This window comes from Prevotella sp. LCP21S3_D2, from assembly GCF_052118345.1.
Classification (GTDB): domain Bacteria; phylum Bacteroidota; class Bacteroidia; order Bacteroidales; family Bacteroidaceae; genus Prevotella.
Genome location: NZ_JBQKHJ010000040.1, coordinates 1 through 22,942, shown reverse-complemented (window position 1 = coordinate 22,942; position 22,942 = coordinate 1). Strand labels below are relative to the sequence as shown.

General features: G+C 40.8%; 30 protein-coding genes and 1 pseudogene. 12 read left to right on the top strand and 19 right to left on the bottom strand.

Annotated elements, in window-relative coordinates:
• Positions 1-307 precede the first annotated feature (307 nt).
• The 5 genes from ACTQ16_RS15595 to ACTQ16_RS15575 all read right to left on the bottom strand — a co-directional run bounded on the left by ACTQ16_RS15595 (position 308) and on the right by ACTQ16_RS15575 (position 4,287).
• Positions 308-1,075, bottom strand: a complete 768-nt coding sequence (locus ACTQ16_RS15595) for a hypothetical protein (protein WP_441938287.1) — start codon at positions 1,073-1,075, stop codon at positions 308-310.
• Positions 1,072-2,172, bottom strand: coding sequence for an AAA family ATPase (locus ACTQ16_RS15590; RefSeq protein WP_441938285.1), 1,101 nt, complete (start codon positions 2,170-2,172; stop codon positions 1,072-1,074). The genes ACTQ16_RS15595 and ACTQ16_RS15590 overlap by 4 nt, the downstream gene beginning before the upstream one ends.
• A 393-nt stretch (positions 2,173-2,565) precedes the next feature.
• Positions 2,566-3,318, bottom strand: coding sequence for a YaaA family protein (locus ACTQ16_RS15585; RefSeq protein WP_441932111.1), 753 nt, complete (start codon positions 3,316-3,318; stop codon positions 2,566-2,568).
• A gap of 34 nt (positions 3,319-3,352) precedes the next feature.
• Entirely contained in the window at positions 3,353-3,583 is a 231-nt protein-coding gene (locus ACTQ16_RS15580) for a hypothetical protein (protein WP_441932110.1), read from the bottom strand.
• On the bottom strand, positions 3,580-4,287 hold the full coding sequence (locus tag ACTQ16_RS15575) for a nitroreductase family protein (RefSeq protein WP_441938283.1): 708 nt from the start codon (positions 4,285-4,287) through the stop codon (positions 3,580-3,582). The genes ACTQ16_RS15580 and ACTQ16_RS15575 overlap by 4 nt, the downstream gene beginning before the upstream one ends.
• A 254-nt stretch (positions 4,288-4,541) precedes the next feature.
• Here ACTQ16_RS15575 and ACTQ16_RS15570 point away from each other — a divergent pair, with 254 nt between their 5' ends.
• The 4 genes from ACTQ16_RS15570 to ACTQ16_RS15555 all read left to right on the top strand — a co-directional run bounded on the left by ACTQ16_RS15570 (position 4,542) and on the right by ACTQ16_RS15555 (position 5,957).
• Positions 4,542-4,673 carry a helix-turn-helix domain-containing protein gene (locus ACTQ16_RS15570; protein WP_441938282.1) on the top strand — a complete coding sequence of 44 codons (132 nt, stop codon included), beginning with the start codon at positions 4,542-4,544 and terminating at the stop codon, positions 4,671-4,673.
• Positions 4,674-4,787: 114 nt separating this feature from the next.
• Positions 4,788-5,543 (top strand): MBL fold metallo-hydrolase, encoded by a 756-nt coding sequence (locus ACTQ16_RS15565; RefSeq protein WP_441938281.1) that lies wholly within the window; start codon positions 4,788-4,790, stop codon positions 5,541-5,543.
• An 89-nt stretch (positions 5,544-5,632) separates the two neighbouring features.
• The gene (locus tag ACTQ16_RS15560) at positions 5,633-5,806 is read left to right on the top strand and encodes a hypothetical protein (RefSeq protein WP_441938279.1); all 174 of its coding nucleotides are present in this window, start codon (positions 5,633-5,635) and stop codon (positions 5,804-5,806) included.
• Positions 5,793-5,957 (top strand): peptide-methionine (S)-S-oxide reductase, encoded by a 165-nt coding sequence (locus tag ACTQ16_RS15555; protein ID WP_441938277.1) that lies wholly within the window; start codon positions 5,793-5,795, stop codon positions 5,955-5,957. Before ACTQ16_RS15560 ends, ACTQ16_RS15555 begins: the two co-directional genes overlap by 14 nt.
• 168 nt (positions 5,958-6,125) lie before the next feature.
• Here the strand turns inward: ACTQ16_RS15555 and ACTQ16_RS15550 are convergent, their stop codons facing one another.
• The 8 genes from ACTQ16_RS15550 to ACTQ16_RS15515 form a co-directional block, all read right to left on the bottom strand.
• Entirely contained in the window at positions 6,126-6,419 is a 294-nt protein-coding gene (locus tag ACTQ16_RS15550; protein ID WP_441938275.1) for a hypothetical protein, read from the bottom strand.
• Between the two features lie 30 nt (positions 6,420-6,449).
• The gene (locus ACTQ16_RS15545; protein WP_441932103.1) at positions 6,450-6,599 is read right to left on the bottom strand and encodes a hypothetical protein; all 150 of its coding nucleotides are present in this window, start codon (positions 6,597-6,599) and stop codon (positions 6,450-6,452) included.
• 46 nt (positions 6,600-6,645) lie between these two features.
• Complete coding sequence (locus ACTQ16_RS15540) at positions 6,646-7,899, bottom strand: type II toxin-antitoxin system HipA family toxin (RefSeq protein ID WP_441932101.1); 1,254 nt, start codon at positions 7,897-7,899, stop codon at positions 6,646-6,648.
• 2 nt (positions 7,900-7,901) lie between these two features.
• Positions 7,902-8,222, bottom strand: a complete 321-nt coding sequence (locus tag ACTQ16_RS15535; protein ID WP_441932100.1) for a helix-turn-helix domain-containing protein — start codon at positions 8,220-8,222, stop codon at positions 7,902-7,904.
• A 168-nt stretch (positions 8,223-8,390) separates the two neighbouring features.
• Complete coding sequence (locus tag ACTQ16_RS15530) at positions 8,391-8,735, bottom strand: hypothetical protein (RefSeq protein ID WP_441932099.1); 345 nt, start codon at positions 8,733-8,735, stop codon at positions 8,391-8,393.
• Positions 8,736-8,977: 242 nt separating this feature from the next.
• Complete coding sequence (locus tag ACTQ16_RS15525; RefSeq protein ID WP_441938274.1) at positions 8,978-9,292, bottom strand: hypothetical protein; 315 nt, start codon at positions 9,290-9,292, stop codon at positions 8,978-8,980.
• Complete coding sequence (gene thiM, locus ACTQ16_RS15520; protein WP_441938272.1) at positions 9,285-10,040, bottom strand: hydroxyethylthiazole kinase; 756 nt, start codon at positions 10,038-10,040, stop codon at positions 9,285-9,287. The genes ACTQ16_RS15525 and thiM overlap by 8 nt, the downstream gene beginning before the upstream one ends.
• A gap of 16 nt (positions 10,041-10,056) precedes the next feature.
• A complete protein-coding gene (locus ACTQ16_RS15515; protein WP_441938270.1) occupies positions 10,057-10,701 on the bottom strand; it encodes a tetratricopeptide repeat protein in 645 nt (214 codons plus the stop codon).
• A gap of 1,291 nt (positions 10,702-11,992) precedes the next feature.
• On the opposite strand from ACTQ16_RS15515, the gene ACTQ16_RS15510 reads away from it, so the two are divergent.
• Entirely contained in the window at positions 11,993-13,165 is a 1,173-nt protein-coding gene (locus ACTQ16_RS15510; protein ID WP_441938268.1) for an RtcB family protein, read from the top strand.
• 57 nt (positions 13,166-13,222) lie between these two features.
• On the opposite strand, the gene ACTQ16_RS15505 is transcribed toward ACTQ16_RS15510, so the two are convergent.
• On the bottom strand, positions 13,223-13,522 hold the full coding sequence (locus tag ACTQ16_RS15505) for a helix-turn-helix domain-containing protein (protein WP_427880028.1): 300 nt from the start codon (positions 13,520-13,522) through the stop codon (positions 13,223-13,225).
• 884 nt (positions 13,523-14,406) lie between these two features.
• On the opposite strand from ACTQ16_RS15505, the gene ACTQ16_RS15500 reads away from it, so the two are divergent.
• From ACTQ16_RS15500 to ACTQ16_RS15480, 5 genes are all read left to right on the top strand, one after another.
• Entirely contained in the window at positions 14,407-14,691 is a 285-nt protein-coding gene (locus ACTQ16_RS15500) for a hypothetical protein (protein ID WP_441938266.1), read from the top strand.
• A gap of 143 nt (positions 14,692-14,834) precedes the next feature.
• Positions 14,835-16,076, top strand: coding sequence for a DUF7833 domain-containing protein (locus ACTQ16_RS15495; protein WP_441938265.1), 1,242 nt, complete (start codon positions 14,835-14,837; stop codon positions 16,074-16,076).
• Positions 16,077-16,099: 23 nt separating this feature from the next.
• On the top strand, positions 16,100-16,810 hold the full coding sequence (locus tag ACTQ16_RS15490; protein WP_441938264.1) for a hypothetical protein: 711 nt from the start codon (positions 16,100-16,102) through the stop codon (positions 16,808-16,810).
• 1 nt (position 16,811) lies between these two features.
• A complete protein-coding gene (locus tag ACTQ16_RS15485) occupies positions 16,812-17,873 on the top strand; it encodes a toprim domain-containing protein (RefSeq protein ID WP_441938262.1) in 1,062 nt (353 codons plus the stop codon).
• Between the two features lie 10 nt (positions 17,874-17,883).
• Positions 17,884-18,504 carry a hypothetical protein gene (locus tag ACTQ16_RS15480; protein ID WP_441938260.1) on the top strand — a complete coding sequence of 207 codons (621 nt, stop codon included), beginning with the start codon at positions 17,884-17,886 and terminating at the stop codon, positions 18,502-18,504.
• A gap of 449 nt (positions 18,505-18,953) precedes the next feature.
• Here ACTQ16_RS15480 and ACTQ16_RS15475 read toward each other — a convergent pair whose 3' ends face one another.
• From ACTQ16_RS15475 to ACTQ16_RS15455, 5 genes are all read right to left on the bottom strand, one after another.
• Positions 18,954-19,502 carry a hypothetical protein gene (locus tag ACTQ16_RS15475; RefSeq protein ID WP_441938259.1) on the bottom strand — a complete coding sequence of 183 codons (549 nt, stop codon included), beginning with the start codon at positions 19,500-19,502 and terminating at the stop codon, positions 18,954-18,956.
• Between the two features lie 194 nt (positions 19,503-19,696).
• Complete coding sequence (locus tag ACTQ16_RS15470; RefSeq protein ID WP_441932085.1) at positions 19,697-20,014, bottom strand: hypothetical protein; 318 nt, start codon at positions 20,012-20,014, stop codon at positions 19,697-19,699.
• A 365-nt stretch (positions 20,015-20,379) separates the two neighbouring features.
• A complete protein-coding gene (locus tag ACTQ16_RS15465; RefSeq protein ID WP_441938258.1) occupies positions 20,380-20,607 on the bottom strand; it encodes a hypothetical protein in 228 nt (75 codons plus the stop codon).
• A 15-nt stretch (positions 20,608-20,622) separates the two neighbouring features.
• Positions 20,623-21,018, bottom strand: coding sequence for a hypothetical protein (locus ACTQ16_RS15460; protein ID WP_441938256.1), 396 nt, complete (start codon positions 21,016-21,018; stop codon positions 20,623-20,625).
• On the bottom strand, positions 20,960-21,796 hold the full coding sequence (locus ACTQ16_RS15455) for a hypothetical protein (RefSeq protein ID WP_427880022.1): 837 nt from the start codon (positions 21,794-21,796) through the stop codon (positions 20,960-20,962). The genes ACTQ16_RS15460 and ACTQ16_RS15455 overlap by 59 nt, the downstream gene beginning before the upstream one ends.
• Positions 21,797-22,126: 330 nt before the next feature.
• Here ACTQ16_RS15455 and ACTQ16_RS15450 point away from each other — a divergent pair.
• Positions 22,127-22,579: pseudogene (locus ACTQ16_RS15450) on the top strand (polysaccharide deacetylase family protein).
• Positions 22,580-22,606: 27 nt separating this feature from the next.
• Positions 22,607-22,822 carry a hypothetical protein gene (locus tag ACTQ16_RS15445; RefSeq protein ID WP_287608327.1) on the top strand — a complete coding sequence of 72 codons (216 nt, stop codon included), beginning with the start codon at positions 22,607-22,609 and terminating at the stop codon, positions 22,820-22,822.
• The last annotated feature ends 120 nt before the right edge of the window (positions 22,823-22,942 follow it).

Sequence of the window (22,942 nt, the reverse complement as noted above, 5' to 3'; positions counted from 1 at the left end):
AGATAATAGACAAAGGAGACATGTTGGAGGCATCATCGGAAAAGAACTCGTTAAATGAACTGTTTTAAACAGCCTACGTCCTCATCGACTCAATCATTAAAAAGTTTGTAAGGATGAAGAAAATCAGCAAAATCAAGTTTATGCTTTATTAACGAGAAGTTTTCTATAGGGGTGCTGAGTAGTTACCATGACGCACCCTCTAGTTAAAAATATCTATCTTGTCAATTCGCAAGACTGCTATAATTTTAGATAGTCCAAATTTGTTGCTTAATAGAATGTCCTCGTATGATATCCTTCTCTTAAAATATTATTTGAAATAGTCAAACAGAAAAATTGGGAAAGCATTGAGTACTGCTACTTTGCAATCTTCGGTATTCACATACTGTTCTACTTGTGAGTTGAATATTTTGTCTTGAAGTATGTCTTCTTTAGATGCAGGCATCGTATTCTTCCCCTTACATAGATAGTTCGCTTTTCCCACATTCATTTCCTTTAAATACTCCCAATTTTGCTTAACTTCCTCCATCTCTACTTCTGTTGGCTCTCGATGATCTTTCAGTAGGATGTAATCGAAACTGTCATACGCAGAAAAATCGGCAGATACACCTTTGAACTTACCACACTCAGAACGTGTTACAGAATACGTCCAATAGTTTGCATCGGTCAACTGCTTAGTATATCGTATAGACTCAACCATCGGATAGTCAATATATAGCCTACCAAACTCCGTTTCGTTGTTGAATGTTTCTAGCATTTCCTTTACCTGCCTGTTGATTTCTTCGAGAGATAAATTCCGGTTATGAAAGTCATAGTCGAAGAACAGATAGATTTCAGAAATGTCAGCAGATGCATCAATATCCTTGAGCGGATTGTCTGCTTGACCAGCAAATTTCTCCATAAGCAAAGACACAATATCTCCATCGCCATCATACTCCTGCAAATCTTTGTATAGCTGATAGATGTTGTTGTTATAGGAACATACTATCTGCTCATCTCTATTTGCAAAGTATAATCGCTGGATGGTGCGGAACAAATCCGGCTCCCGTTTTACTCCTTCAAAAACGAATAGTATCATACTTCGAATGCGTTACCTCTAAACATTTTTTCTATATTATGCCCGAATCTCAACTCTTTTTGGGTGCAGTCGCTCAACGGCATGATTTTGTTGTCTTGCAAGATGAAATTGCAATCTGGGCGAAGCAAGTCGTTGGTCATCAGATAGGTGTTGTGTGATGACGTAAAAGCCTGACATGGAAGGGAAAAGAGGGCTTTGCAAACCTCATAAGAGAGTCTGAAATGATAGAAAGCATCAAATTCATCTATGAAAACGAACGATGCATTTGTCATCTGTTTCAGCCAGTAATATAGCAGCATCAGAGATTGAGTACCCGTTGATGCAATCTTATCGAATGGAATGCGACCTAATCCAAATACGCAATACAACTCTTTATCATCATCCTTTGGCTCCTGAAACTCAAAACTTTGTCCGCTTACCCGATGGATGAATTCCTCAAAGTTCCGAGTCAGCTGATTCTTGATGATATACTCATCGAGATTAGCCGGAGCAGTAGCCAACCCCATAAACTCATTTTTTTCAACACTTCTGAACCATAACATTGAGTTTACGAATTGCTGCAGTTTCAGAAGATAATGCTCCTTGGCAAGAGGATAGGAAGTAAGCAGAAAGTTTACGATGGATACATTGTTAGCGTTATTGGCAAGGTTTGCCTTCACCGCAGAATCCATCGGAAACTCAACATCATCCAATGTCAAGACAGAATTTTTGTTGCAGAAAATAAGTTTGTTATTCACGACAAGTTCTTCATCCTCCAGCTTTCCATCAGGTGATTTGCTATATGTATATAGTAACGTATCATCTCTAAACTTGAATGCATATTCAAATTTTACGGGGAAGTTCAACTTTCCCGTATATGTAAAGTTATCGTAATAGTTCACCTTCTTCCACTTCTGTGAAAGATGATTTGTAATGTCGAAGATGGCCATTGCAAAGTTCGACTTGCCAGAACCATTAGGTCCATATACGATGCCATTCTTGATGATACCATCTTTTATGGCAAAAGTATTGAACGAATAGTTACTTGGTTTCGACAAATCCCATTCTATGCGATTGGCAAATCCTCTATAGTTCGTTACAGCAAATTTTACTAACATGCTTATATATACTTTATTTTAATTGATAACTATCTTGTTGGTGTAAAGCTAATACACACTTAAACAATGCAAACTATCTTTTATTGTCAAGTGCAGCTAAGCAGTTGCAAAGATATACAAAACATCAATACGCCGTAATTTTTTTACGGATATTTAAGATAATAATCCTTTCAATGCAATTTAAATGCTTTATTATTAAAATAACTAAACTATAAATTAATAAAAATATAAAATAACCAATATATAAGATACTTTAATAATCTATAGCTAAAGTTATATATTGATTCCTCTCAATATGGGGTACTGCAAATAATATATTTACCATAATGTCCGTTAGAAAATGAAAGTAGGGGGCTGATAATGTGCCAGATGTTCAATCTCTTTTGTTCCATTTCAACGAATGAAATGAGGAAAAGCAGCTTCTCCTAATTCTGGCGCATATTCAAAACCTTCGTAACTGAAGCCAGCCAATTCTTCTGGAGTAAGAAGCTGATTATTCAGGATATATCTCACCATGGCTCCACGGCAAGATTTAGCCCATACAGCCTGCATCTTCAATCTGCCGTCTTTCTGGCGGACATAAAAGAGTGGCTGAATGACCTTTATCTCCTTACATACTCTCTTCCAATCAAACAGATATTCATATTCCTCTGTTGAGAGATGGATGAGAATGCCATCATCAGCTTTCACACTATCGATGAGAACATCCGTCAGTTTGTCTTTCCAGAACTGATTGACAGGCTTGTCATTTGTGGCTTCAAGCGATACGCAATGCTCCATACGATAAGGTACGATACCATCCATTGGTCGAAGTAAACCATAGAGAAAACAGGTAATCCAGAGATGCTTCTGGGCATACTCTAATGAGTCGTCACTTAAAGAGCTGGCACGCATATGTTTATAGGCCTGACCATTGTAAGCCAGGATGGCTGGCATCTTTTCTGCTGCCATAAAATTATGATAGCGTTTCCAGTTTTCAGTTGCAATCTTGCTGCTGCAATCCAGTTGCCTAGCCAATTCCTCTACATTCATCCTTGCCATTTCTTCGGCCAAGACATTGGCAACTGATTGAAAGAGTGGCACGGAGACAGGCTTTCTGTCTGCCTTATCAAACATGATTTTGGCATTTGCCAATAATATCTGCATAATAATCTATCTTTTATTTTTTGAACATCAATAATCAGTAGTTGTACAAACTTAGAACAGAACCATTTATGCCTTCTCCTTCATAATCTCCTGAAAGCGGAAGTTGACTGCAGATATTGCAGATTTCTGCATCATCCAAATGCTCTGTTAACTCCAGATGAAATCCCCAACTGGTGGCATGCAAATCCCAGACACCAAAACCGCATGCGTTGACTGCTGTAATGATGGTATCTTGAAGTTGCCATATTTCCGTGAAGTCTCTCATCCTTTCTTTACCACCCACTTAAAGTTTTCCTTTCCTGCTCCTATTTCTAAGTGAAGTTTGGCAATGCCGAGGTCCATCTTGGTATATCCTACCATTGAGAAGCCGCTCTTGGTAAGAACTTTGGGTTTACAATCTGCTTTTGTACCTTCCTGGTCTTGCAGGAAGAATGAGAACTTCTGCTGATTGATGGCAGTGGGAGCAAGAAGAGCTGCTTCCACGCCCTTTCGGAACCATGAAGGAGAATTGCTGGTTGCATTGCTCACCTGTTCCATGGTCTTGATTTTGTGACTAACCCCTTGTGACTCTCCGTATCCCAAGGCAATCATGCATGTCAACTTCTCCCCTTCTTCAATCTTGTAGGCTTCATTCACCTTGCGATAGCTTAATCCTACCCAGCAGGTGTTGAGTCCCAGTGTTTGGGCAAGCAGCACAAGCTGTTCGCCATAATAGCCAATACGCTCATCAAGATCACCGGCTTTTTGCCCTGCCATTACGAGATAGTTCTCCACGCCATGGAATTTTCCATATGACATAATGCCGGAGAATGCCTTGGTTTCTTGAGTAACCAGTTGTATGTGAAGGCCACCCTCTTTGTTGCACTCCCCGATTTTTTCTTCAAGTGCTCTAACTACCTCAGTTGAAAGAGGTTTGTGTATGTACTTTCGTACACTATGTCTTTGTTTGATAGCTTCTTCTATAGTCATGGCTTCTATAATGAATTGTGCGTGCAAAGTTAAGAAAAAAAACAATATTCAAAGGCAAAAAAACAAGAAAAATCTCAGGAACTTATAATTTTTTATAAAAAGAACATTATATGATACTTTTCCTTGTTTAATCCAAAAACATTTCTTATCTTTGCACAAAAAGTACAATATAATACACTACTTGATATGAAAATTCAAGAAGTAATGAAATTGCAGCGTAAGGCCTTGGGGATTACCAGCAAGATCTCGCAGACATGTCTGAGATAGCCATTTCAACCATCAAGAAAATAGAGAGCGGTAAAGGCAACCCTTCCCTATCGACGGTTGAAAAAATCATGGATATCCTTGGCATGGAGGTTAAATATGAGATTCGTCAAACCGCTTAAATATAGTAGGATAAGAGAAAAGCTATTCTTTTTTGGACGGTAAGATGAAACATACCTATTTCAAATCGTCCAAGAAAGAATTCAAAGATTCAATCGTAAATCAGAATGAGAATCATGAAACTGACATATATCTTTCATAGTGGTTTTGCAGTGGAGACCCACTCCTGCGTATTGGTCTTCGATTATTGGATGGATCCCGCCGATTGTATGCCGGTGATTCTGTCCAAGGGTAAGCCTGTGTACGTACTTGTAAGTCATTTCCATGAAGATCACTTCTCCCGGGAAATCTTTTCATGGCGCCAGTGCTACCCTCATACCTCTTTTACCTATATACTCTCCAAGGATATCTTCAGACATCACAGATGCCAAAAGGACGAAGCTGACGTCTTGATGGTAAAGGGAAACTCATGGCGCGATAAAAATCTAAAGGTAGTTGCAGCCGGCAGTAATGACAGTGGTGTGTCTTGGATAGTAGAAGTTGAAGGCAAGCGTATCTTTCATGCAGGCGATCTGAATAATTGGTACGCCAGGTTCTTGACTTCCGACTATCAGGGTGGAACCATCTGGAGCTTTGAGTTTGGCGAGATAGACCCTCAAAAAGACGAGAAGCAATATTTGGGTGAACTCAAGGACATCAGAAAAATGGCTGATAGCTTTGATGTTGTGCAGTTTCCTGTAGATGGCCGCATAGGTAATGGCTATACCCGTGGTGCAAGACAGTTCATAGAGCAATTCCAGACAGGTCTGTTTGTCCCAATGCATTTTGTGGCAAGTGGTTTCAAAAGCGCCTGGCGTATGAAAGAGTTTACCGATGCTGTACAAATTCCGTTTTGGAAGATAGCACATGAGGGCGAATCGATAGACATATGATTCTTGTTCCATGAAGGGTGGTAATCATTCCAGGACTAGCAAGGCAAGAGATACGACAAGATTATAAACATAGAATGACATAATTAACAATGAATCCAATTGATATAGCACTCCGTATAGCAACGTCAGCCCATGCCGGTCAACTTGATCGCGATGGCTATCCTGTTATCCTTCATCCACTCACAGTGGGCTTGATGGGCCATACAGACGAGGAAAAGATGGCAGGCTTTCATCCCCAACAGGTTTCATATGAGATTATGTAAACTCTTCTTCGGGATTCACGACCCGGCACAGACCGATGGTGTTGGTCCTGATTTGGCGCCACAATACCGCAGCTGTATCTTCTATCGTAATGAATCTCAGAAGCAGACAGCCGAACATGTGACGGAACTTCTCCGTAGTAAGGGTGACTAGGTCAATACCTTGCTCCTGCCAGAGGAGACATTCTACATTGGCGAAGCCTACCACCAGCATTATTATGAAAAAAAACAGATGGTGAGCCTTATTGTCATCTGAGAACGAAGAAATTCTGAGAAGTAATTTTCTGCAAAATATCAAAGAGGTAAATATAGGCTAGAATTTTCATGTCCAAAACTCTTCTTCGCCAGTGGGTTGCATCTTGCCCCTGCACTTTGGGCAAGTATGCATATCCCACCTGTGAATCCTGTCAGAACCACATCTTAGACATAGCCTTCCTACAAGAGAATTAAAACTAGGTGCAGCATCACCAATTACTCCACCCACCACAGGAGGTACTATGTTCCTGCAGTCTGGACAAGACATGGATTCGATATGCTGTCCCATGAAGCCACGTCCCTCATATACTTCGGTCTCGTACCCACAATCCTGGCATCTGAATATCTTCTTTAGTGACATAAATAATCTCCTTTCTTACCATTTTAACACTCAACTTGCATTGGAGTATCTTCCTATAACCCCTGCATCCTTAATGCCATCAAGCTGACGGACATACTTGTTTCTCTTGCTGATATCTATAGTTTTACCTTCCTTGTCATGGCTATTGAATTCCAGCAGGACTGCAGTATGCAGATTCATTCAACCCATAATATAATGAAGTAAATAGGCTTTATACTTCATTATATTATAGGTTAAGCTTAAACCTTTCTTTAAACATAGCCATCTCTCTAGCAGGGATTTGAAGCAGAGTAGCTAAACTTTCCCATTGACTAACTGCTGCTTGAACCTCTTGGATAATGTTTTCAGCTTCCTCCCTCTTAATCATGTAGCTTTCAGATGAATCAAGCAGAATATTGATGTCTGCCTTGTTTGAAGATTCATTGATCAGAAGACTCTGATATTCATTGAGGGTAGGATTCATATCATAGGCTGGTGATAGAGTCCAGCCTTTTGGTGTGAGCAGAAAGCCATGGTTTCTGAAGTGGTCATCAGAATTGCCAATACAGATGTTGAAGACAACCCTTCGGTAGAGTTCCAGAAGATTTTTCTCTACGTCGCAGCAACCTTGGAGTATGAAATCAACAATATCGAGATAACCATAACCACCTTGTGCATTATCTCCATCCTTCAATCCTAGCAGAGACATGGATGACGCAAAATGGATTCTCTTAGCTTCTGCAGTTCGGTCAAAGCGTTTAGACAGGAGTGTGTGATATTTTCCCAGTCCTCCCAACACCCTGGTTTGAGCTACCAGGATACCAGCCTTTTGAGCTAGCAGGTGAGAAAAGTGCTCCCAAAGTGCTGCGTCATAATCATCCTTACGAGAGGGAAACTTCGCGATGCATAGATTGCCTTTTTCATCCAATACGCCTGCTTTAGGTCTTGCGCCACCCAATGAAGTACCAGGTTGGATGAGCTGCGCTATCCATTTTTTTTCAGGCAAAACATCATTCTCTTCAGATCTTTCTACTTCTTGACTGGCATGTACCAATTCTCTAATCTCTGTTAATGGGGGTATCTTGAGAGATGGAGACACATTGATATAATCACCTTCCATTTCCTTCTTAAACCTAAATCCACCCATTCTGGAGAAGTCATCGATGCCCATGAGGTAATCGAACGAGGAAAGAGGTCTGACTGCTCTTTTTTCTTCAGTTGCCTGTATCTGTTCTCTTCTTTTGAGCAAGGTACGTCCCCACCTATCTGGCAAAGCATCAGAAAAACATCCGAAAATATCACTTCCTGGCTGGGTATATTGCATGCCTGGGTAATTGTTGATGTCTTCCGAAAGCTTAATTCCGGTATGAACCTTAAGCCAATTCTCATCAAACTTAAATGCATAACTGTCAGAGCCGCGCAATTTTTCATAACACAACTCCCCTACCAGCTCCGCTTTGCCGAGCCAGTTAAAATCTGCGAAAACAAACAGTCGTTCCATTTCTATCCTTTTTTAGATGCTCGTTGACGATTCTTCAGTCCTATATCCTGCAATACCCTTCCGAGTTTGTCATCCTTTGCCAGGAGCAAGATGTCATCATCCAGCTGAAGAGCATAGAGTACACGAAGGTAAATTCCGATGGAAACCGTTGGTAATCCCTTCTCTACCTTGCAAAGTGTAACTTCCGAGCATGTTGCCCTTTCTGCAACTTGTGCCATGCTCAGGTTGCGTCGTAGTCTGGCAAGCTTAATCTGCTCACCCACGATTTCCATCTTTTGAATCAACTTCCTTGGAAGTTTGTTTGCCATTGTATTCTTTGTCATAGCCTTAATCTTAATTATGATATGCAAAAATACATAATTTACTTTATTATAAGATGGGTTATCAAGTTTTTTTAAGAATAATTAGATGTATTAAATTAAACGCATAAGTTTGCCGGCATTACTGCCAGCAGACTTATGCGTTATAATTATGTTGAAATCAAATGTTTGTTACTCTGAAACAGCAGCCTGCTCTGTAGCCTGCTCAGACTCTGTTGACTCCTGCTGGGTGTTCTCCTGTGGAGTCTCCTGAACCTCAGCTGGCTGCTCAGATTGGGTTGTTTCTACAGACTCTGCTGTTGTCTCTGCAGGAGTCGCCTGCTCTGTTGAATCCTCCGCACCAGCCTGTGGCAACACAGGAGTGCTGATCTCTGCAGAATCCTTTGGAGTTTCAGGTGCTACAGTGTCAACTGGAACTACTTCAGAATTATCTATCATCATTTTGCTTGATGCAAATACGTTGCTTACTGAAACCATTACCATAGCTGCGATAGCTGCAAAAACGAACTTCTTCATAATTTTATCTATTTTAAATTGTTACTATTTATTGTTATTTACTCTGTTTTGTGGATTCATTATCGAACCCGCTATTCATAGTTGCAACCTACATGCCAAAAAATAACAGAAAAGATGATAAGCTTGATATTCAGATACTTATAGCTTGTGTGCCATAAATTACCTCTGTGGAATCTGGGGAACAGGTGTAGAACTATTCCCCAAAAAACTGAGGAATAACAAGATTATGGCACCACGTAATATCATCTATAGCAATAATGCTTCCTTCGATTCAAATATTCCAGGTCTTCTTGGTGAGCATAGGCTTCCTTTTCAAACCTGATGTTGTAATATGCCAGCATCCAATCCCGATATTTGAGATATAAGTACAACCATTCTATGATGTACCAGAGGTAGAATGGGATATACAACAACTCCCTTGCTTGGGCCGTATGTATGAGCTCATGATAGAGTTCCTCTTTAGAAAGCTCTTCGCAAGTAACAATCATGCCAAAGAGATTGATTGCAATGAAGCTTTTCATGAAGGAACGTCTCTTGATTCTGACAATCTTAGTCATAAGCCATAAGATTGCTGAGTTCGTCGAGGAAGTTAATCATCATGCTACCATTGCCTCTAGACATGGAAGCCGCCTTTTCTCCAGCAATTCCCATAGCTTTCATGGCATGAACAGCTGCTTCCAAAGAATCGGAGTTCACAGCAAGGAATGCCCCAACGATACCGGTGGCAGTACATCCCATTGCAGTAACCTTGCTCATCATGGGATGTCCTTCATGAACATAAGCAATTCTTTCGCCATCCGTGATGAAGTCTATGGCTCCAGTTACAACTATGATACAGGAAAGTTGCTGAGCAAGTTTCTTAGCTTGTTTCTCAACCTCATAGGTTTCCTGGTGACTATCCACTCCCTGCATGCCTATCTGGTGAGAGTACAATGCCTGAATCTCACTGGCATTTCCCTTGATGACTGTAGGGTGACACCTGAGGATAATCTGTGATGCTATATCCATACGAAAGCGGGTGGCTCCTACTCCAACCACATCAAATACGATAGGAATTCTTTTTTTCATGGCAGCTTCCCCTGCCAGTATCATTGAGTGAGCAGTAGTGCTTTCCGGAACGCCCAGATTTAGAGCCAAGGCATTGCTCTTGCTACTGATTTCCTCAACTTCTTCCTCGGCACGCGCCATGATAGGTGATGCTCCAATAGCCAATAGGCTGTTGGCAACAAAGTTCATAGCCACATAATTGGTTATGTTGTGTATGAGAGGCTGCTGCTCTTGTATCAATCGTAAATCTGTCTTCATTTGTTTCACTACATTATTAATATATACTATAACCATTGTCCCTGCACCATTGTTTGGCATGCTCAAATCCTTGGGCAGTTGCTCTGTGAATCCATTTGAGTCCCTTGCGCTTGTCCTGTTTAACGCCTGTACCGGTCATATAGAACCATCCGGTAGAGAACTGAGCCTGTGGATCACCTTGCTGACCTGCCATTTCATACCAAAAGGCAGCCCAACTGTCATCCTTCTCTACTCCATCTCCATTCCAATAGTTGGCACCTACATTCTTTTGGCTCTGAAGATGTCCCCTTTGAGCAGCTTTCATCCACCACTGGTGAGCCTTTACGTGGTCTTCTTCAGTTCCTTGGCCCAGGTAAAATGCATTGGCTGCATTAACCTGTGATTGTACATCTCCTTTCTCTGCTGCAATCAGATACCAATGAAGAGCTCTTTCGAAGTCCTGTTCCACTCCATCTCCCTGGTAGTAGCATTCTGCCACATTGTAGCATGCGTAAATATCACCCAGTTCAGCAGCCTTCATGTACCACTGGAATGCCATCTCATGATTCTCCACAACACCGATGCCTTGCGCATAGCAGACACCCATGTTGTTCATCGCCATCAAATCTCCTTCAAGAGCTTGCTGACGATACTTGTTCGCCGTTTCACGTTCCTTTTTCATTTCTGTAATCTCAACTTGGGTGCAAAGGTACAACTTTTATTTTGAATTTCGACACCCTAAAGATACAAAAAGAAAAGGCAGCTGCAAGCATCTTCACAAACGCCTGCAACTGCCATCTCTATATAATATATATGGAAACTTCTTTCTACAATTCTCTCAAATTTTCATGGGACATCGCCTGTTAAGCGAAGTTCTTCATGTTGGATCTTGCCCCATACTCAGCGCATGCTGCAACGACCAAAGCTAAAAACATTCCTAAAATCATCATAATCTTATCCTTTCTCTATATCAATCTGTTATCCTAATCTACATCTTCTTTACCTCATCTAATATCCATTAGAGAAGCTTCATTGGAAGCATCCTGTGGATGCCTCTCAAAGCTTGCTTACTTGCCGAGGTTGATCTTCTTGTTTACATTTACAACCTCTACAAAAAGAGCAGCTACAACTGCCAATGTCATTCCTAATACCATCATAATCTTATCCTTTCTCTATATCAATCTGTTATCCTAATCTACATCTTCTTTACCTCATCTAATATCCATTAGGGAAGCTTCATTGGAAGCATCCTATGGATGCCTCTCAAAGCTTGCTTACTTGCCGAGGCTAATCTTCTTGTTTACATTTACAACCTCTGCAAAAAGAGCAGCTACAACTGCTAATGTCATTCCTAATACCATCATAATGTTACCCTTTCTTTACTTTAATTATTCGTTATTCAATCTTTTCGAGTGCAAAGGTAATGCCTTTTTGTGTGCGCACACAATTTTTGGGGGAAGAAAATGCAGAAAAGGGTATGATTTCTTGATTTCAGTCAAAAACTGTCATGCCAATTGGAGCAAAATGGCATGTTTTCTTTTCAGAAGTCCGACTTTCAACTGCTGTTTCAGCAAAATGATACATAACCATTAAAACTTTTCCCTATTTCTCTTGCTGATTTCTGATGAATTGGCTATCTTTGCACTTGATAAGGTATTCATAACAGTATCTTTATAGAGGGCAATACCTCCGTGAGGCTGTGACGCTGCGGTTTGAAGGGTATTGCCCTCGTTTCTATTGGCAGCTTAATATCATAGTAACACTGCTATGACGAATGAATTCCGAAATCCCATACCATTCTTGCGGTAGTACAACAGTAAGGGGATTCCTTATGTGAATAGTGATTGCAGAGTAGTTGTATGTGTCTATATAATAGCAGTTTTTGTTAAAATTTGAAGTTTTTGTGCTCCTACGCAAAAATACTGCATACCGCTGTTGTAATTTTGCACTAAAAAAGATAGGAGATTAATACAATGAAAGAATTTGCAATGAATGGAACCCCTGTTAAGATGTGGGCAAAGATGTGTGATGCAACGGCTTGGCAACAAATATCGAACCTTTGTAGCCTGCCTTTCGTTTTTCATCATTTGGCATTGATGCCTGACTTACATGGCGGAAAGGGTATGCCTATAGGAACTGTCCTTGCTACCAGGAATGTCGTGATTCCGAATGCCGTGGGTGTGGATATAGGTTGTGGTATGTGTGCTGTTAAAACCAATATCCAGGTGGAGACCATTGAAATGGATGTTCTGAGAAAGAAAATCATGCGAGGCATACGCCACCAGATTCCTTTAGGAATGGAACACCACAAGGTGGCTCAGGATGAGAAGTATATGCCTGAAAATCATGATATAGATGGCATGACTGTCGTTAAGCGTCAATATATATCAGCTACTAAGCAAGTGGGAACTCTTGGTGGAGGAAATCACTTCATAGAACTTCAAAAGGACGATGAAGGATGGCTTTGGATCATGATTCACTCTGGGTCAAGAAACTTGGGCAAACAGGTCTGTGATTATTATAACAGAGTGGCAACCATTCTTAATGAGCGTTACTTTTCTTTGGTTAAGTCAGACCTTAATATGTCATTCTTGCCGCTGAATACCAAGGAGTTTAATGATTATTGGAATGAGATGCAGTATTGTATCGATTTTGGTCTGTGCAATAGAAGGTTGATGATGCAACGAATACAGGAAGTCATATCTGAAGCGATTCCCCATGTTGAGTTTGAGCCGATGATCAACATCGCCCATAACTATGCATCCTGGGAATCCCATTTTGGTGAGAATTGTATCATACACCGAAAGGGAGCAACAAGTGCCCGAGAAGGTGAAGTTGGTATCATACCTGGTTCACAAGGAACGAGTTCATATATCGTGGAAGGCCTTGGCAATCCTCTTAGTTTCATGAGCTGCTCCCATGGGGCTGGCCGTATCATGAGCCGAACTGAGGCTGTAAAGACACTCAATTTAGCGGAGGAAATCCATAAGCTGGACGAGAAAGGCATCGTTCATGCCATTCGTAGTCAGGAAGATTTGGAAGAGGCCTCTGCTGCCTACAAAGATATAGAACTTGTCATGGCACAAGAATCAGATTTAGTCAAAATCAAAACTCATTTGCTACCCATTGCCGTAATCAAAGGGTAGTGAATGAATTTATAGATCTTAGTTCTCTAGAATTACTGATTGCGTGATGATAGAGAACTAAGACAACTTTCCTGAGATCTCGTTACAGCATGTATGTATTTGGTCAAGCTTGGATTTGAATTCTTTTAAATCAGATTGCTTGATGAGTTCATATCCTTCGAGATATTCGGTGCCTCCATAAAAGAAATCCATTTTGACATTGAGTACTTTACATATGGATTCCAGTAATCCTGTCTTGATGTCTTTAGCCCTTAACTGTTGACTAAAGCCACCAGGAGTCATGTTGAGTTGTCTTGCAATGTCTTTTTGCAGGATACCCTTTGATGCTAATAATTCTCTTAATTCTTTTCCGCTCATACTCTTATTTTTTTGTTTTTGAATTCTGTTGATAGTCTTAATCACCTTGAGAGAGTAAGTGAATACTAATTGACTACATATATCGTTTACCAAGTAATAAAATGAATTCTATTCCTTTTATATTTTTGAAACTTCTAAGTTACTTATGTATTCGTTAGTTTGACATTCTACAGATTTGATACAAAAGAAGTGGGCTGCCCCCATATACGCCTCTTGAAGGCATCGCCAAACGCCCATAAACACATACACGGATGGCAGCCCACATATTATGAGCTGCTCCGTGCCTCGTGTTTACATTCTTTTTAATTTTGGCGATTTATCAAGAAGTGAGGAACTTTACATTTCTTCCCACAAAAATCACGTCCCTAAGAACGATGGTGCAAAGGTACAAAAAATAAATCAAATTCTATCATATTTGAGTTTTTTTGTGTGTTGATTCATCTAAATTCAGTTCTTCTATGTTTTTGACATACCTCTTAACACCCAAAAGAGTCTATATTTTTTATGTTATAGTTAATGGTAGTATAGCTCTATATAAACTCCCCATTGTTTGAATAATATAGTAGATAGCGATAAAAAACGAGCATTTGTGCATAATAAAAGTTAAAATATAGCTATACTGTAAGTAACTTTCAGAAATATTTGTTATTTTTGCAACGAAATCAAAACTAGACTTTTATAGTCTTACTTGGTTGATAGAAGAGAGTAAGTAAAGGATGATGTAAATTATCATTAATTTTAGAAGCATGATTGATAAAAGGTTTATACCTAAAAAATGACAACTATCTAAAGTAATGTTGATGTTAATCTCATACATAGACATTTGGATAATTCATGTCATATTAAATGGTAAAATTAATTTAGGTCCATACTAATTATGAAATATGTATAAGGTAAAAAAGAAAGTTCATAGTGAAGCCAAGCCTGATTGGATGGTTGGAGTTTTGTATCAGATACCACCGAAGGTCTATGATTGGCAGGAGTCTTTTGATGCTTGCATGAAGCACCTGATTATTATCAAGGACATATTGGAAAAGTCCTCGGTAAAGTGGCATCGTGGAAGTCGGAACTTGACTCAAATAAGAAATGTAAAAGTAAAAGGAGAGAGTCTGCTTGTTTTAACTAAAGCAGGAAGAAGTAGCCTTTCTTTTCGAATAATAGAGAAATAAGAGATAATAAATACACTATTTCGGGAGGCTTCAAGAGAGTCCCCTAGGGTGTCTTATATTCTCTTTTTTGATATGGAGTTTTAATAGACACAGGCGTAAATTCTTGTGTAAGTGGTCGTATTACCTATATAAAATTACATAAAATGATGAATTTCGCAAACAATTCATGGCTTAAACTTCCTCGAAGTTTTACTTCGTGGAGATGGTATCATGACTCTAAGATGGTACATGTCTATCTGTATTTCCTGTTACAGGCAAATGTAAGGAAGACAGATTATCTTTCCTTGACGGTATATCCTGGCCAGGTCGTGACCAGTCTTGCCATTATTGCTGAGGATACGGGCTTATCCCCTAGAAATATCCGTACTTGCCTTCAAAAATTATCGAAAACCGGTGATGTCAAGGTTCAATCAAACAATAAGGGAACCATTGTGACCTTATGTGACTATAGCCGTTTTCAGCAGTTTTCTGATGAAGATGACACTATTGGCTGGATCAAACTTTACCGTAAAATTACTGAGTGGGATTGGTATCATGATGCGGAAAAGGTCCATCTATTCATTCATTTGCTGCTCAATGCTGTTTTTCAACAACAGGTTGGCTCTTCTCTGAAGCGAGCTCAGCTTGCAGTAAGCAAAAATACTCTTCATAAGGAAACACGTATTTCCCCATCTAAGATAAGTACATGTCTCAATGACTTAGTGCGCACTGGTGAAATTGAGGTTTCCAAGTTCCCTACTCCTCGTCCTAACCTGATTACGGTTTGCAAGTATGAGCTTTATCAAGGCTTTACTTCCAAATCCAGTTTTTTTGATGGTAATTCGCCCCCACTTTCTACTGATTTCGCCCCCATTGTAAGTTCTTGTTGTAGAGAGATATATGGATTTAATGAAAATTTGACCGACAAGCAGCTGACAAACGAGAGACAGGTAGTTGACATGCAGGTGTCAAACCATCGACAAGTTATCGGCATGCAAACGACAACTAATATAGAAGGATATAATGTAAAGAATGAAAGAAAATCAACATCAATGCGTGTGCGCACATGTGAAGAGATTTTTGGGGAGGTTGAGAATAGTGGAGCAGAAAAGAAAACAAGCAAAGAAAGCTATTTTTCTCTTCTCTCAAATTCAGACTCTTGGCTTGAAGTAATGAGACTGCGCTTTAAACTGCCTGATCGGTCTAACGTGAAAACATGGCTTGAAACCTTCGAGCTTGACATGACCTGCAGGGGAAAAGGCTCGCATAGGGATTTATCAGATTACCAGAGTCACTTTTGCGATTGGCTAGGCAAACAGGATTTGGAGCACCCCAGGTCGATGTATGGTTCAAAGTTTACACCTAAGTCTTCTCATGGAGGACAACTGTATGGCTCAACATTTTAGTTCTTATATTAATTTTTAAACAAATGGAAGCAGTAATGGATAATTTCCTGTTCAAGGAAGAGAAGGTGATTCACCATATCAAAACAGCCACCACTGGAAAGCGTTTCTTTAAATTGCCGTTGGACTATGTGTTCTGTTATAAAGCCTTATTGCAGGCTGTTATCAAGGCGGTCAATGATGTGAATATCAAATTTGTCTGTATGGAAGGGTTGGAGATGGTATTATGCAATATCTCTCTCTGGCTGGTAGGTCATAGCCATAAAACTGGCTTGTGGCTGAGTGGTGTAGGTGGTACAGGGAAAACCACCTTGGTGTATGCCATACAGAAGCTGATAATTTCCTTGCGATTGAAAGACCCCATCAAGTCCTCTTCCTGTCAGGTTACAATGGCTGGCCTTGTCATGAAGAGCGCTTGTGAGCTGTGTCACCTCTATGTGGACCACTATGAGCGTTTTTTGGAATATCGCAACGTGGCATTATTGGCTATTGATGATTTAGGCATGGAGCCTGAGCGTATTGTCAAATATGGTCAGGTATGTGATCCCATCAGTGAACTCATTGCCTACCGGTATGAATGTCGCTTGTTCACCATTGTCACGACGAATCTTCCTTCAGGTGATATTCGTCCACGCTATGGGGATAGAACTGCCGACCGCGTGAATCACATGATGCACGTTGTTGTCATGCCTGACTTCAACTTCCGCCTTTGTTCTGAAACCTATCATCACGATTGACATGAAAGAAAAAGATGAGATTTTGGCCAAGACAGATGGAGGACTCGATATCTTTGTCCACTATCTGGGAAAGGAATGCCTGAGGAAAAAGTTCAGAAGTCACATGAGAGAGGATGACAAGCATCCTTCCTGTAAGCTCTATCGTAACCAGGCGCTTGATGGCAGGTCCTACTACTATTTGCATGATTTTGGCGATAGTCGCTTTTCCGGAGATTGCTTTTTCGTGGCTTCGCAGGTCCTGAACATCAATCCTTCCACGGATTTTGTGCATCTGTTGCAAACGATAGATCAGGATATGTGTCTTGGGGTATTTGACCGGCAGACAAATCGCAAGGCGGTTCGTCAAGCATCTCCTATCCCAGGCAGGAAGAGCCCAGATGAAGAAAACCGGCAGCCTCATGGTGTGATTGCCTATCAAGCGCAGGTCAAGGAATTTTCTGACGAAGAGCTTGCATATTGGGCTTCTTATGGCATCACTGAAGATACTCTTGACCGTTTTCAGGTTAGGAGTTTGAGAAGTTGCCTTTTTACGAAGGCTGATGGTCGGCAGTATGGCATCTATTCCACTGCCCTGACGCCAAGCTATGGCTATTTCTTCCAGGAAGGAAAGGGCATCAAGGTGTATCGCCCTCGTGTGGAGAACCGTTTTCTTTATGCTGGAGTGCTGCCAAGTCCTTATATCTTTGGATTGGACCAACTTCCCAGTCGGGGGAATATGCTCTTGATCACTGGCGGTGAAAAGGATGTTCTTTCTCTGAGCAGTCATGGCTTTTCTGCCATTTGCTTCAATAGTGAGACGGCTAAAATCCCCCATTTGGTCATGGACCAGCTTGTGAAGAGATTCGGGAAGATAGTTTTTGTGTATGACGTAGATGCTACAGGAAGAAGAGAATCTGCCCAACGGGTGGAAGAACTCCAGGGGTGCTATCCGGTGAGTCGGATAGATCTTCCTCTTGCAGGCAGCAAGCAGGAGAAAGACGTGAGTGACTACTTCCTGCTCGGCGGCACAAGTGATAGTCTAAAGACATTGATTCTGCAATCATTAAATAACAACAAGAGATAAAAAACTAGTAATGACAACAATTATGAGAGTACAACAACCCGCATTTATCCACGTGGAAGATGGTATTCGTCTTGTCGATTTGAAGAATGATGATGAGAAATACCTCAAGCAAAACGGCTTTTCCAAATTGCCTTCCTGTATCCAGGGCGTTGAATTTTCATGTCTTGGTAAGAGTTATCAAGGCTTTGGATTTAGAAATGACATCGGTGGCGTAGAGTTTTTCCATCAGCTATATACCCCGTTTCCTGTCACCTTGAAAAGCTATGCACCAACAACCCTGCGCAGTCCTAAGGCAAAGGAGTATCAGGCATGCTGCCTGTTTTATGATTTTATGGATTATCTGGCATTCTATACCTTGAAGGGTTCCAGGGAATTCCGCCTTCCTCAACATGATGCCTGCATCGTGATGTCTCATGTGAGCAACTACATGCATATGGTGGTGGACAGTGATGATTATGATGAGGTATATATGTTTTTCCCCAATACGGTGGTGGGAAGAACCATAGCCCTTACTCTCAAGAGACGTAACCCAGGAAAGGTCACGGATTACAGCATCATATACAAGGGGCACGCCAATCTGAGAGCGTTTGTACAGGATAAGAATGAATCAATTCATCATGTTTTCAAGTAGGATGAGTAGAAGTTCTATCCTTATCCCCCTGCTTGTCCTTGTCATCTTGATTGCGGTCCTTGCACTGGTCCTGTATTACGACATCAGGCATACGTATCGAGATGGAGACCTATGGAAAAAATGACAGCATGATATGCCCTCACCAATGACGTTGGCACTATCTGTAATGACGATATACTGGGACCTTCTGCTACTGCTGCTGAGGAATAGTTTTAGGGAAAGGTCTTAAAAAAACGATACAAGAAAAGCCCACCGGTCTTCTCACGAGGACCTGGTGGGCTGAGGAGTATATGAAAAATTGTTGAACTTTACCTACTGGCTTATTTATCTGGGTGAAAGGTATCACCGCTATGTCTCATGGCTTTGCCAAATCCCTTGAAAAGCCACATGAAAAACAGAAATAAGAATATTGCTCCCATAATCTTCAGTATTAAAAGTGTAACTTCTGTTTATTGTACAGAGAAGGTAGAGATATGTGTGAAATCTGCTGTGGTCACACCATACTCTCCGGGCTGCAGGTTCAAAATGGTTACCATATATGAACTGGCCCCAATCTTCTTTGCCTCGTAAGGAATGGTATTGAAGGATGTTATTGCCTTCATGCCGGAAAGTAATCCCGCTTCGGCAAGCGTGAATCTGCGCTCTTTCTTCTTGGCCTCAAACTGGAACACTCCAATGGAGTTCTTCGGATCTTCGTTGTGGTCCTTCACTCTTACAATGAGTTGTACCTCTCCCTTGGCTATCTTGTTAGGTGAAGTATCACCTTTTACTCTCAAGAAAGTTTTACCCTTGTCCAGCAAACTGCTTCCCGGAATAGGAATGTATCCAAATCCAGAGGTCTTGGTCTTCATTTCTGCCTCTTCCTTTACCAGGACTACCTGGCTGCTGTCTGATTGCACCAGTGCCACCTGACCGATATACTCAGGTTCCTGGATTCCTTGTGCCATGCTTGTTGTACAGGTGATAAGCATCACCACTGCCATCATTAGATTCTTCATATCATTCACTATTTTGTAAATGTTATTAATATTCTTTCAAAATCCTAAACTATCTGCAATTTCTTTTGCTTTTACAAGATATTTTCTGTATCTTTGCGCTGTGAAACTTCCACATTTCATCTCAAGGAAATTCCTTTGGTTCAGCCTCTTGTATTCCGAAAGGAGTCAAGGGGCTTTATTTGTATCCAACTCACCTAAAAGGCATACTCCGCCTTCAATGCTCTGTCTAAATCGCTCTGATTGATGAGTTTCACGAAACTCTTATCTCCCACATATCGGTATTTTCCCTCCAGGTGGTGTTTCTCAAGCAGTTTCTCTACGATGCTTACATCCTCGGAGTTCATTTCCGCTATGCAGCATCCCATCTCTACAAAAGCCATAGCCTGGGCCTTACTGACGGGAAATACTCTCCCCATCATCATCTGTCCCTTATAGGGTTTTCCCTTTGGATATGCGTTTGCACTATGTGGCAAAACGCTTATCTCCTTCCAGATAATCTCTTTTGCTTTCATTCTTTCTATCCTTTTTTGTGCATGCAAAGGTAAGGGTTTTATTCCATATCAACCTCCTCTGCACAATTAAACTTATATTTTAACACTTGTGGAATATACCTGCATCATGTGTACGGATGCATACATTATTGCCGTATATTCTCCTCAAAATCAGATGCCAATCCATTTTCGTCCACTCCATCAACCTGTTTGACCCCATATTGATTTCTCTGCCTCTGAACTGACCTCAAAAAGAAAAAGTTCTGGATTTCCTGAACACAAGCCTTTTTTCAAACTTGTTCTTCCACAGAAAATCGAACTTTTTTTTATGACATTCCGGCATAACCTTCACACCATAGCCTTTTTCGTGCCCCCCATTTGGCTGCTCACAGGCCAGAAAGCCAAGTAATGAAGCTGGAATCTTTCTTGGAATACCCTATTCCGACGGAATTGCGGAAGGCTGCCAAGAAAGATTCCAGCTTCATAGCTCGCATGGAGCGGTACTTGGTATCTGGCGGAGCGGCCTTACCTTTGCACGGAAAAAGCGTATCGGTGAAGGCATGCCACCAGGATATAAAGAGGGTGAGGTTCTCCATGTGGAAGAACAATAACATGATAGAAAAATCACATCACGCTGAGAGCTGCTTCAGTACCAATATTTTGGTGGGCTTGCTGCCATCAAATTCGTAAATCTCCATTTCTCCCTCCTTGTAACCGACGAAATGCAGTTTTTGAACCCCTTCTCCTTCATCACAGGCAAATAACTCAATCTTCTGAAATCGGCAAGCTAGCAGAATGCATCCCCATCTGTTGGCTATACCTTCCTTTCCCTTGCTTTGTATGATGGCCAGCCCACCCAGTTGCTGCCTGATACCGAAAGAACAAGTCTTTCTTAGATAGAACTCGTCTTCTCGTTCACTCGTTCCTGTAATCCTGAAGCCTAATGCCTTCCAGAAATCCAAGCTTTCAGAGTTGGCAGCTAACTCGTAATGAGTCTCTTCTTGATGTGTGATAATCCTTGTCATGAGCGTCTATAATTAGTTGTGAATCAAACATATCATCAGTATATTGTCTGATGAGTCCTATCTTTCTTTTCTGACCTTTGGGAACATAGAGGAGCTTGTTCCTGAAAACAAGAACCTGAATGTCACAAAGATTGGCACCATGCTTCTTCATGATCTTGCCCAGGGTGATACTGTTTATCCAATGGCTCTTTCTATCATCCATCGCTTCCAGTACTTCCTTTTCAAACTTTTCCATGTCCTTTTTCTCCCATAAATGAAGCAACCATTTCAAACTGATACCCCTTACCATGTCAAACAGTACGCATCCATAGCCATGAATCTTGCAATATTCCATCAGGGCATACCATTTGCGTTGTACAGTTTGTGTAGAGAAAAGACGGTAAGGCACCAGCATCACCATCACTACACTTCCATCCTCCAAGACCATCATATAGTCGGGGGTGAATGTAAGCGTGAATTCCTCCTCATATACAATCTCCTCAGGATATTCCACAAACTGCTCAATCCAACTGCTCTTCTCTGCCATCTTCAAAAACAGTTCCTGTTGCCTATTGTAGAATGGCACCTTTCTATCGAGCTTTTGGGATTCAAATAGCCCGAACTTCATCCAATCTATTCCATCTTCCATGCGTGGATATAGATAGGAAATATCATACGCCCATACAGAACGCAGACTTCTTCTTTCCTCCCCTGTAAGATGTATGCATTTCCCCGGGAAGATGACCGACTCATACATTCTGAGTATGAGATCAGCCGGCTTGCTGTTTGCTCTATTCATATACTCCTTATTATTTGATATACTCCGATTTTCGTCTGCAAATATAGACAGAATAGTTGAAGCTACCAAATCTCATTAAGAGCTGTTAACAGGTACATTTATTGGTAACAGTAAGAAAGAAATAGATAAAGAAAATATATAAAAGAAAGAGAAAAAGAAAGAAAAAATTCTGTTTATTTGACATATTTGCGTTATTTAACTGTTAATTTTAAAAAAGGCCAGTCATACCCCCTAAAAAGGGCAAATTAATCAAAAAAAATAATTCAAAGGAGATACGGCATTCATATATTTTTCTTATCTTTGCCCCATAATCGTAGCAAACACTTAACGATGAAAATGAAGAAATTATCATTCTTGTTGTTTCTGGCCCATCAGATGTGGATGGCTCAGGCTCAGGAAAAGCTTGTGGCACTCAGCTTTGGCGATGGTCCGAATACAACCACTACAGTTCATATGCTTGATGTGCTCAAGAAACATCAGGTAAAGGCATCCTTCTTCGTGATAGGATAAAACATCACCCAGGAGAGTGCCAAGGTCATGATTCGTGCTCAAAAGGAAGGTCATGATATCGAGAATCACAGTCTTACACATAGCCCCATTTCACAACTCTCTGCTGATTCCATCCGTTATGAAGTGAAGACTATTTCTTCTCTCGTTAAGAAATATGCCGGTAAATCGCCAGTCTTTTTCCGTCCACCCTATATCAATGTCAACCAAACCATGTATGACAACATCTGTCTAGGGTTTATCTGTGGCGAAGGATGTGAGGACTGGATATCTTAAGTTGCAGCTGATGAACGAGTAAGGCGAATGAACCAAAGTGCAAAGGACGGACTCATCTTTCTGCTCCATGACTTTGAGGGAAATGAAGCAACCGTGGAAGCAGTGGATTTAATCATCCCTATACTGAAGCTGAGAGGCTACCGATTCGTCACGGTGAGAGAACTCTTCAAGAAGAAGGGCATCAAATCTCAGAAGAATCTGATATATACTGACGTGGTCCATCCTTCCCACCTCATCAAATAGGAAGATAAGTATAATAACAAATAATATGAAAATTATGAAATAATATTTTGATAATTGAATTATTCTTCTTAACTTTGCAACATGAAAAGTGCAAAAGTGTTGAAGATATTACACATATCA

Coding starts and splice junctions, on each gene's coding strand:
- ACTQ16_RS15595 (WP_441938287.1), bottom strand. CDS start 1,075: ATGATACTATTCGTTTTTGAAGGAGTAAAACGGGAGCCGGATTTGTTC.
- ACTQ16_RS15590 (WP_441938285.1), bottom strand. CDS start 2,172: ATGTTAGTAAAATTTGCTGTAACGAACTATAGAGGATTTGCCAATCGC.
- ACTQ16_RS15585 (WP_441932111.1), bottom strand. CDS start 3,318: ATGCAGATATTATTGGCAAATGCCAAAATCATGTTTGATAAGGCAGAC.
- ACTQ16_RS15580 (WP_441932110.1), bottom strand. CDS start 3,583: ATGAGAGACTTCACGGAAATATGGCAACTTCAAGATACCATCATTACA.
- ACTQ16_RS15575 (WP_441938283.1), bottom strand. CDS start 4,287: ATGACTATAGAAGAAGCTATCAAACAAAGACATAGTGTACGAAAGTAC.
- ACTQ16_RS15570 (WP_441938282.1), top strand. CDS start 4,542: ATGTCTGAGATAGCCATTTCAACCATCAAGAAAATAGAGAGCGGTAAA.
- ACTQ16_RS15565 (WP_441938281.1), top strand. CDS start 4,788: ATGAAACTGACATATATCTTTCATAGTGGTTTTGCAGTGGAGACCCAC.
- ACTQ16_RS15560 (WP_441938279.1), top strand. CDS start 5,633: ATGAATCCAATTGATATAGCACTCCGTATAGCAACGTCAGCCCATGCC.
- ACTQ16_RS15555 (WP_441938277.1), top strand. CDS start 5,793: ATGAGATTATGTAAACTCTTCTTCGGGATTCACGACCCGGCACAGACC.
- ACTQ16_RS15550 (WP_441938275.1), bottom strand. CDS start 6,419: ATGTCACTAAAGAAGATATTCAGATGCCAGGATTGTGGGTACGAGACC.
- ACTQ16_RS15545 (WP_441932103.1), bottom strand. CDS start 6,599: ATGAATCTGCATACTGCAGTCCTGCTGGAATTCAATAGCCATGACAAG.
- ACTQ16_RS15540 (WP_441932101.1), bottom strand. CDS start 7,899: ATGGAACGACTGTTTGTTTTCGCAGATTTTAACTGGCTCGGCAAAGCG.
- ACTQ16_RS15535 (WP_441932100.1), bottom strand. CDS start 8,222: ATGACAAAGAATACAATGGCAAACAAACTTCCAAGGAAGTTGATTCAA.
- ACTQ16_RS15530 (WP_441932099.1), bottom strand. CDS start 8,735: ATGAAGAAGTTCGTTTTTGCAGCTATCGCAGCTATGGTAATGGTTTCA.
- ACTQ16_RS15525 (WP_441938274.1), bottom strand. CDS start 9,292: ATGACTAAGATTGTCAGAATCAAGAGACGTTCCTTCATGAAAAGCTTC.
- thiM (WP_441938272.1), bottom strand. CDS start 10,040: ATGAAGACAGATTTACGATTGATACAAGAGCAGCAGCCTCTCATACAC.
- ACTQ16_RS15515 (WP_441938270.1), bottom strand. CDS start 10,701: ATGAAAAAGGAACGTGAAACGGCGAACAAGTATCGTCAGCAAGCTCTT.
- ACTQ16_RS15510 (WP_441938268.1), top strand. CDS start 11,993: ATGAAAGAATTTGCAATGAATGGAACCCCTGTTAAGATGTGGGCAAAG.
- ACTQ16_RS15505 (WP_427880028.1), bottom strand. CDS start 13,522: ATGAGCGGAAAAGAATTAAGAGAATTATTAGCATCAAAGGGTATCCTG.
- ACTQ16_RS15500 (WP_441938266.1), top strand. CDS start 14,407: ATGTATAAGGTAAAAAAGAAAGTTCATAGTGAAGCCAAGCCTGATTGG.
- ACTQ16_RS15495 (WP_441938265.1), top strand. CDS start 14,835: ATGATGAATTTCGCAAACAATTCATGGCTTAAACTTCCTCGAAGTTTT.
- ACTQ16_RS15490 (WP_441938264.1), top strand. CDS start 16,100: ATGGAAGCAGTAATGGATAATTTCCTGTTCAAGGAAGAGAAGGTGATT.
- ACTQ16_RS15485 (WP_441938262.1), top strand. CDS start 16,812: ATGAAAGAAAAAGATGAGATTTTGGCCAAGACAGATGGAGGACTCGAT.
- ACTQ16_RS15480 (WP_441938260.1), top strand. CDS start 17,884: ATGACAACAATTATGAGAGTACAACAACCCGCATTTATCCACGTGGAA.
- ACTQ16_RS15475 (WP_441938259.1), bottom strand. CDS start 19,502: ATGAAGAATCTAATGATGGCAGTGGTGATGCTTATCACCTGTACAACA.
- ACTQ16_RS15470 (WP_441932085.1), bottom strand. CDS start 20,014: ATGAAAGCAAAAGAGATTATCTGGAAGGAGATAAGCGTTTTGCCACAT.
- ACTQ16_RS15465 (WP_441938258.1), bottom strand. CDS start 20,607: ATGTTATTGTTCTTCCACATGGAGAACCTCACCCTCTTTATATCCTGG.
- ACTQ16_RS15460 (WP_441938256.1), bottom strand. CDS start 21,018: ATGACAAGGATTATCACACATCAAGAAGAGACTCATTACGAGTTAGCT.
- ACTQ16_RS15455 (WP_427880022.1), bottom strand. CDS start 21,796: ATGAATAGAGCAAACAGCAAGCCGGCTGATCTCATACTCAGAATGTAT.
- ACTQ16_RS15445 (WP_287608327.1), top strand. CDS start 22,607: ATGAACCAAAGTGCAAAGGACGGACTCATCTTTCTGCTCCATGACTTT.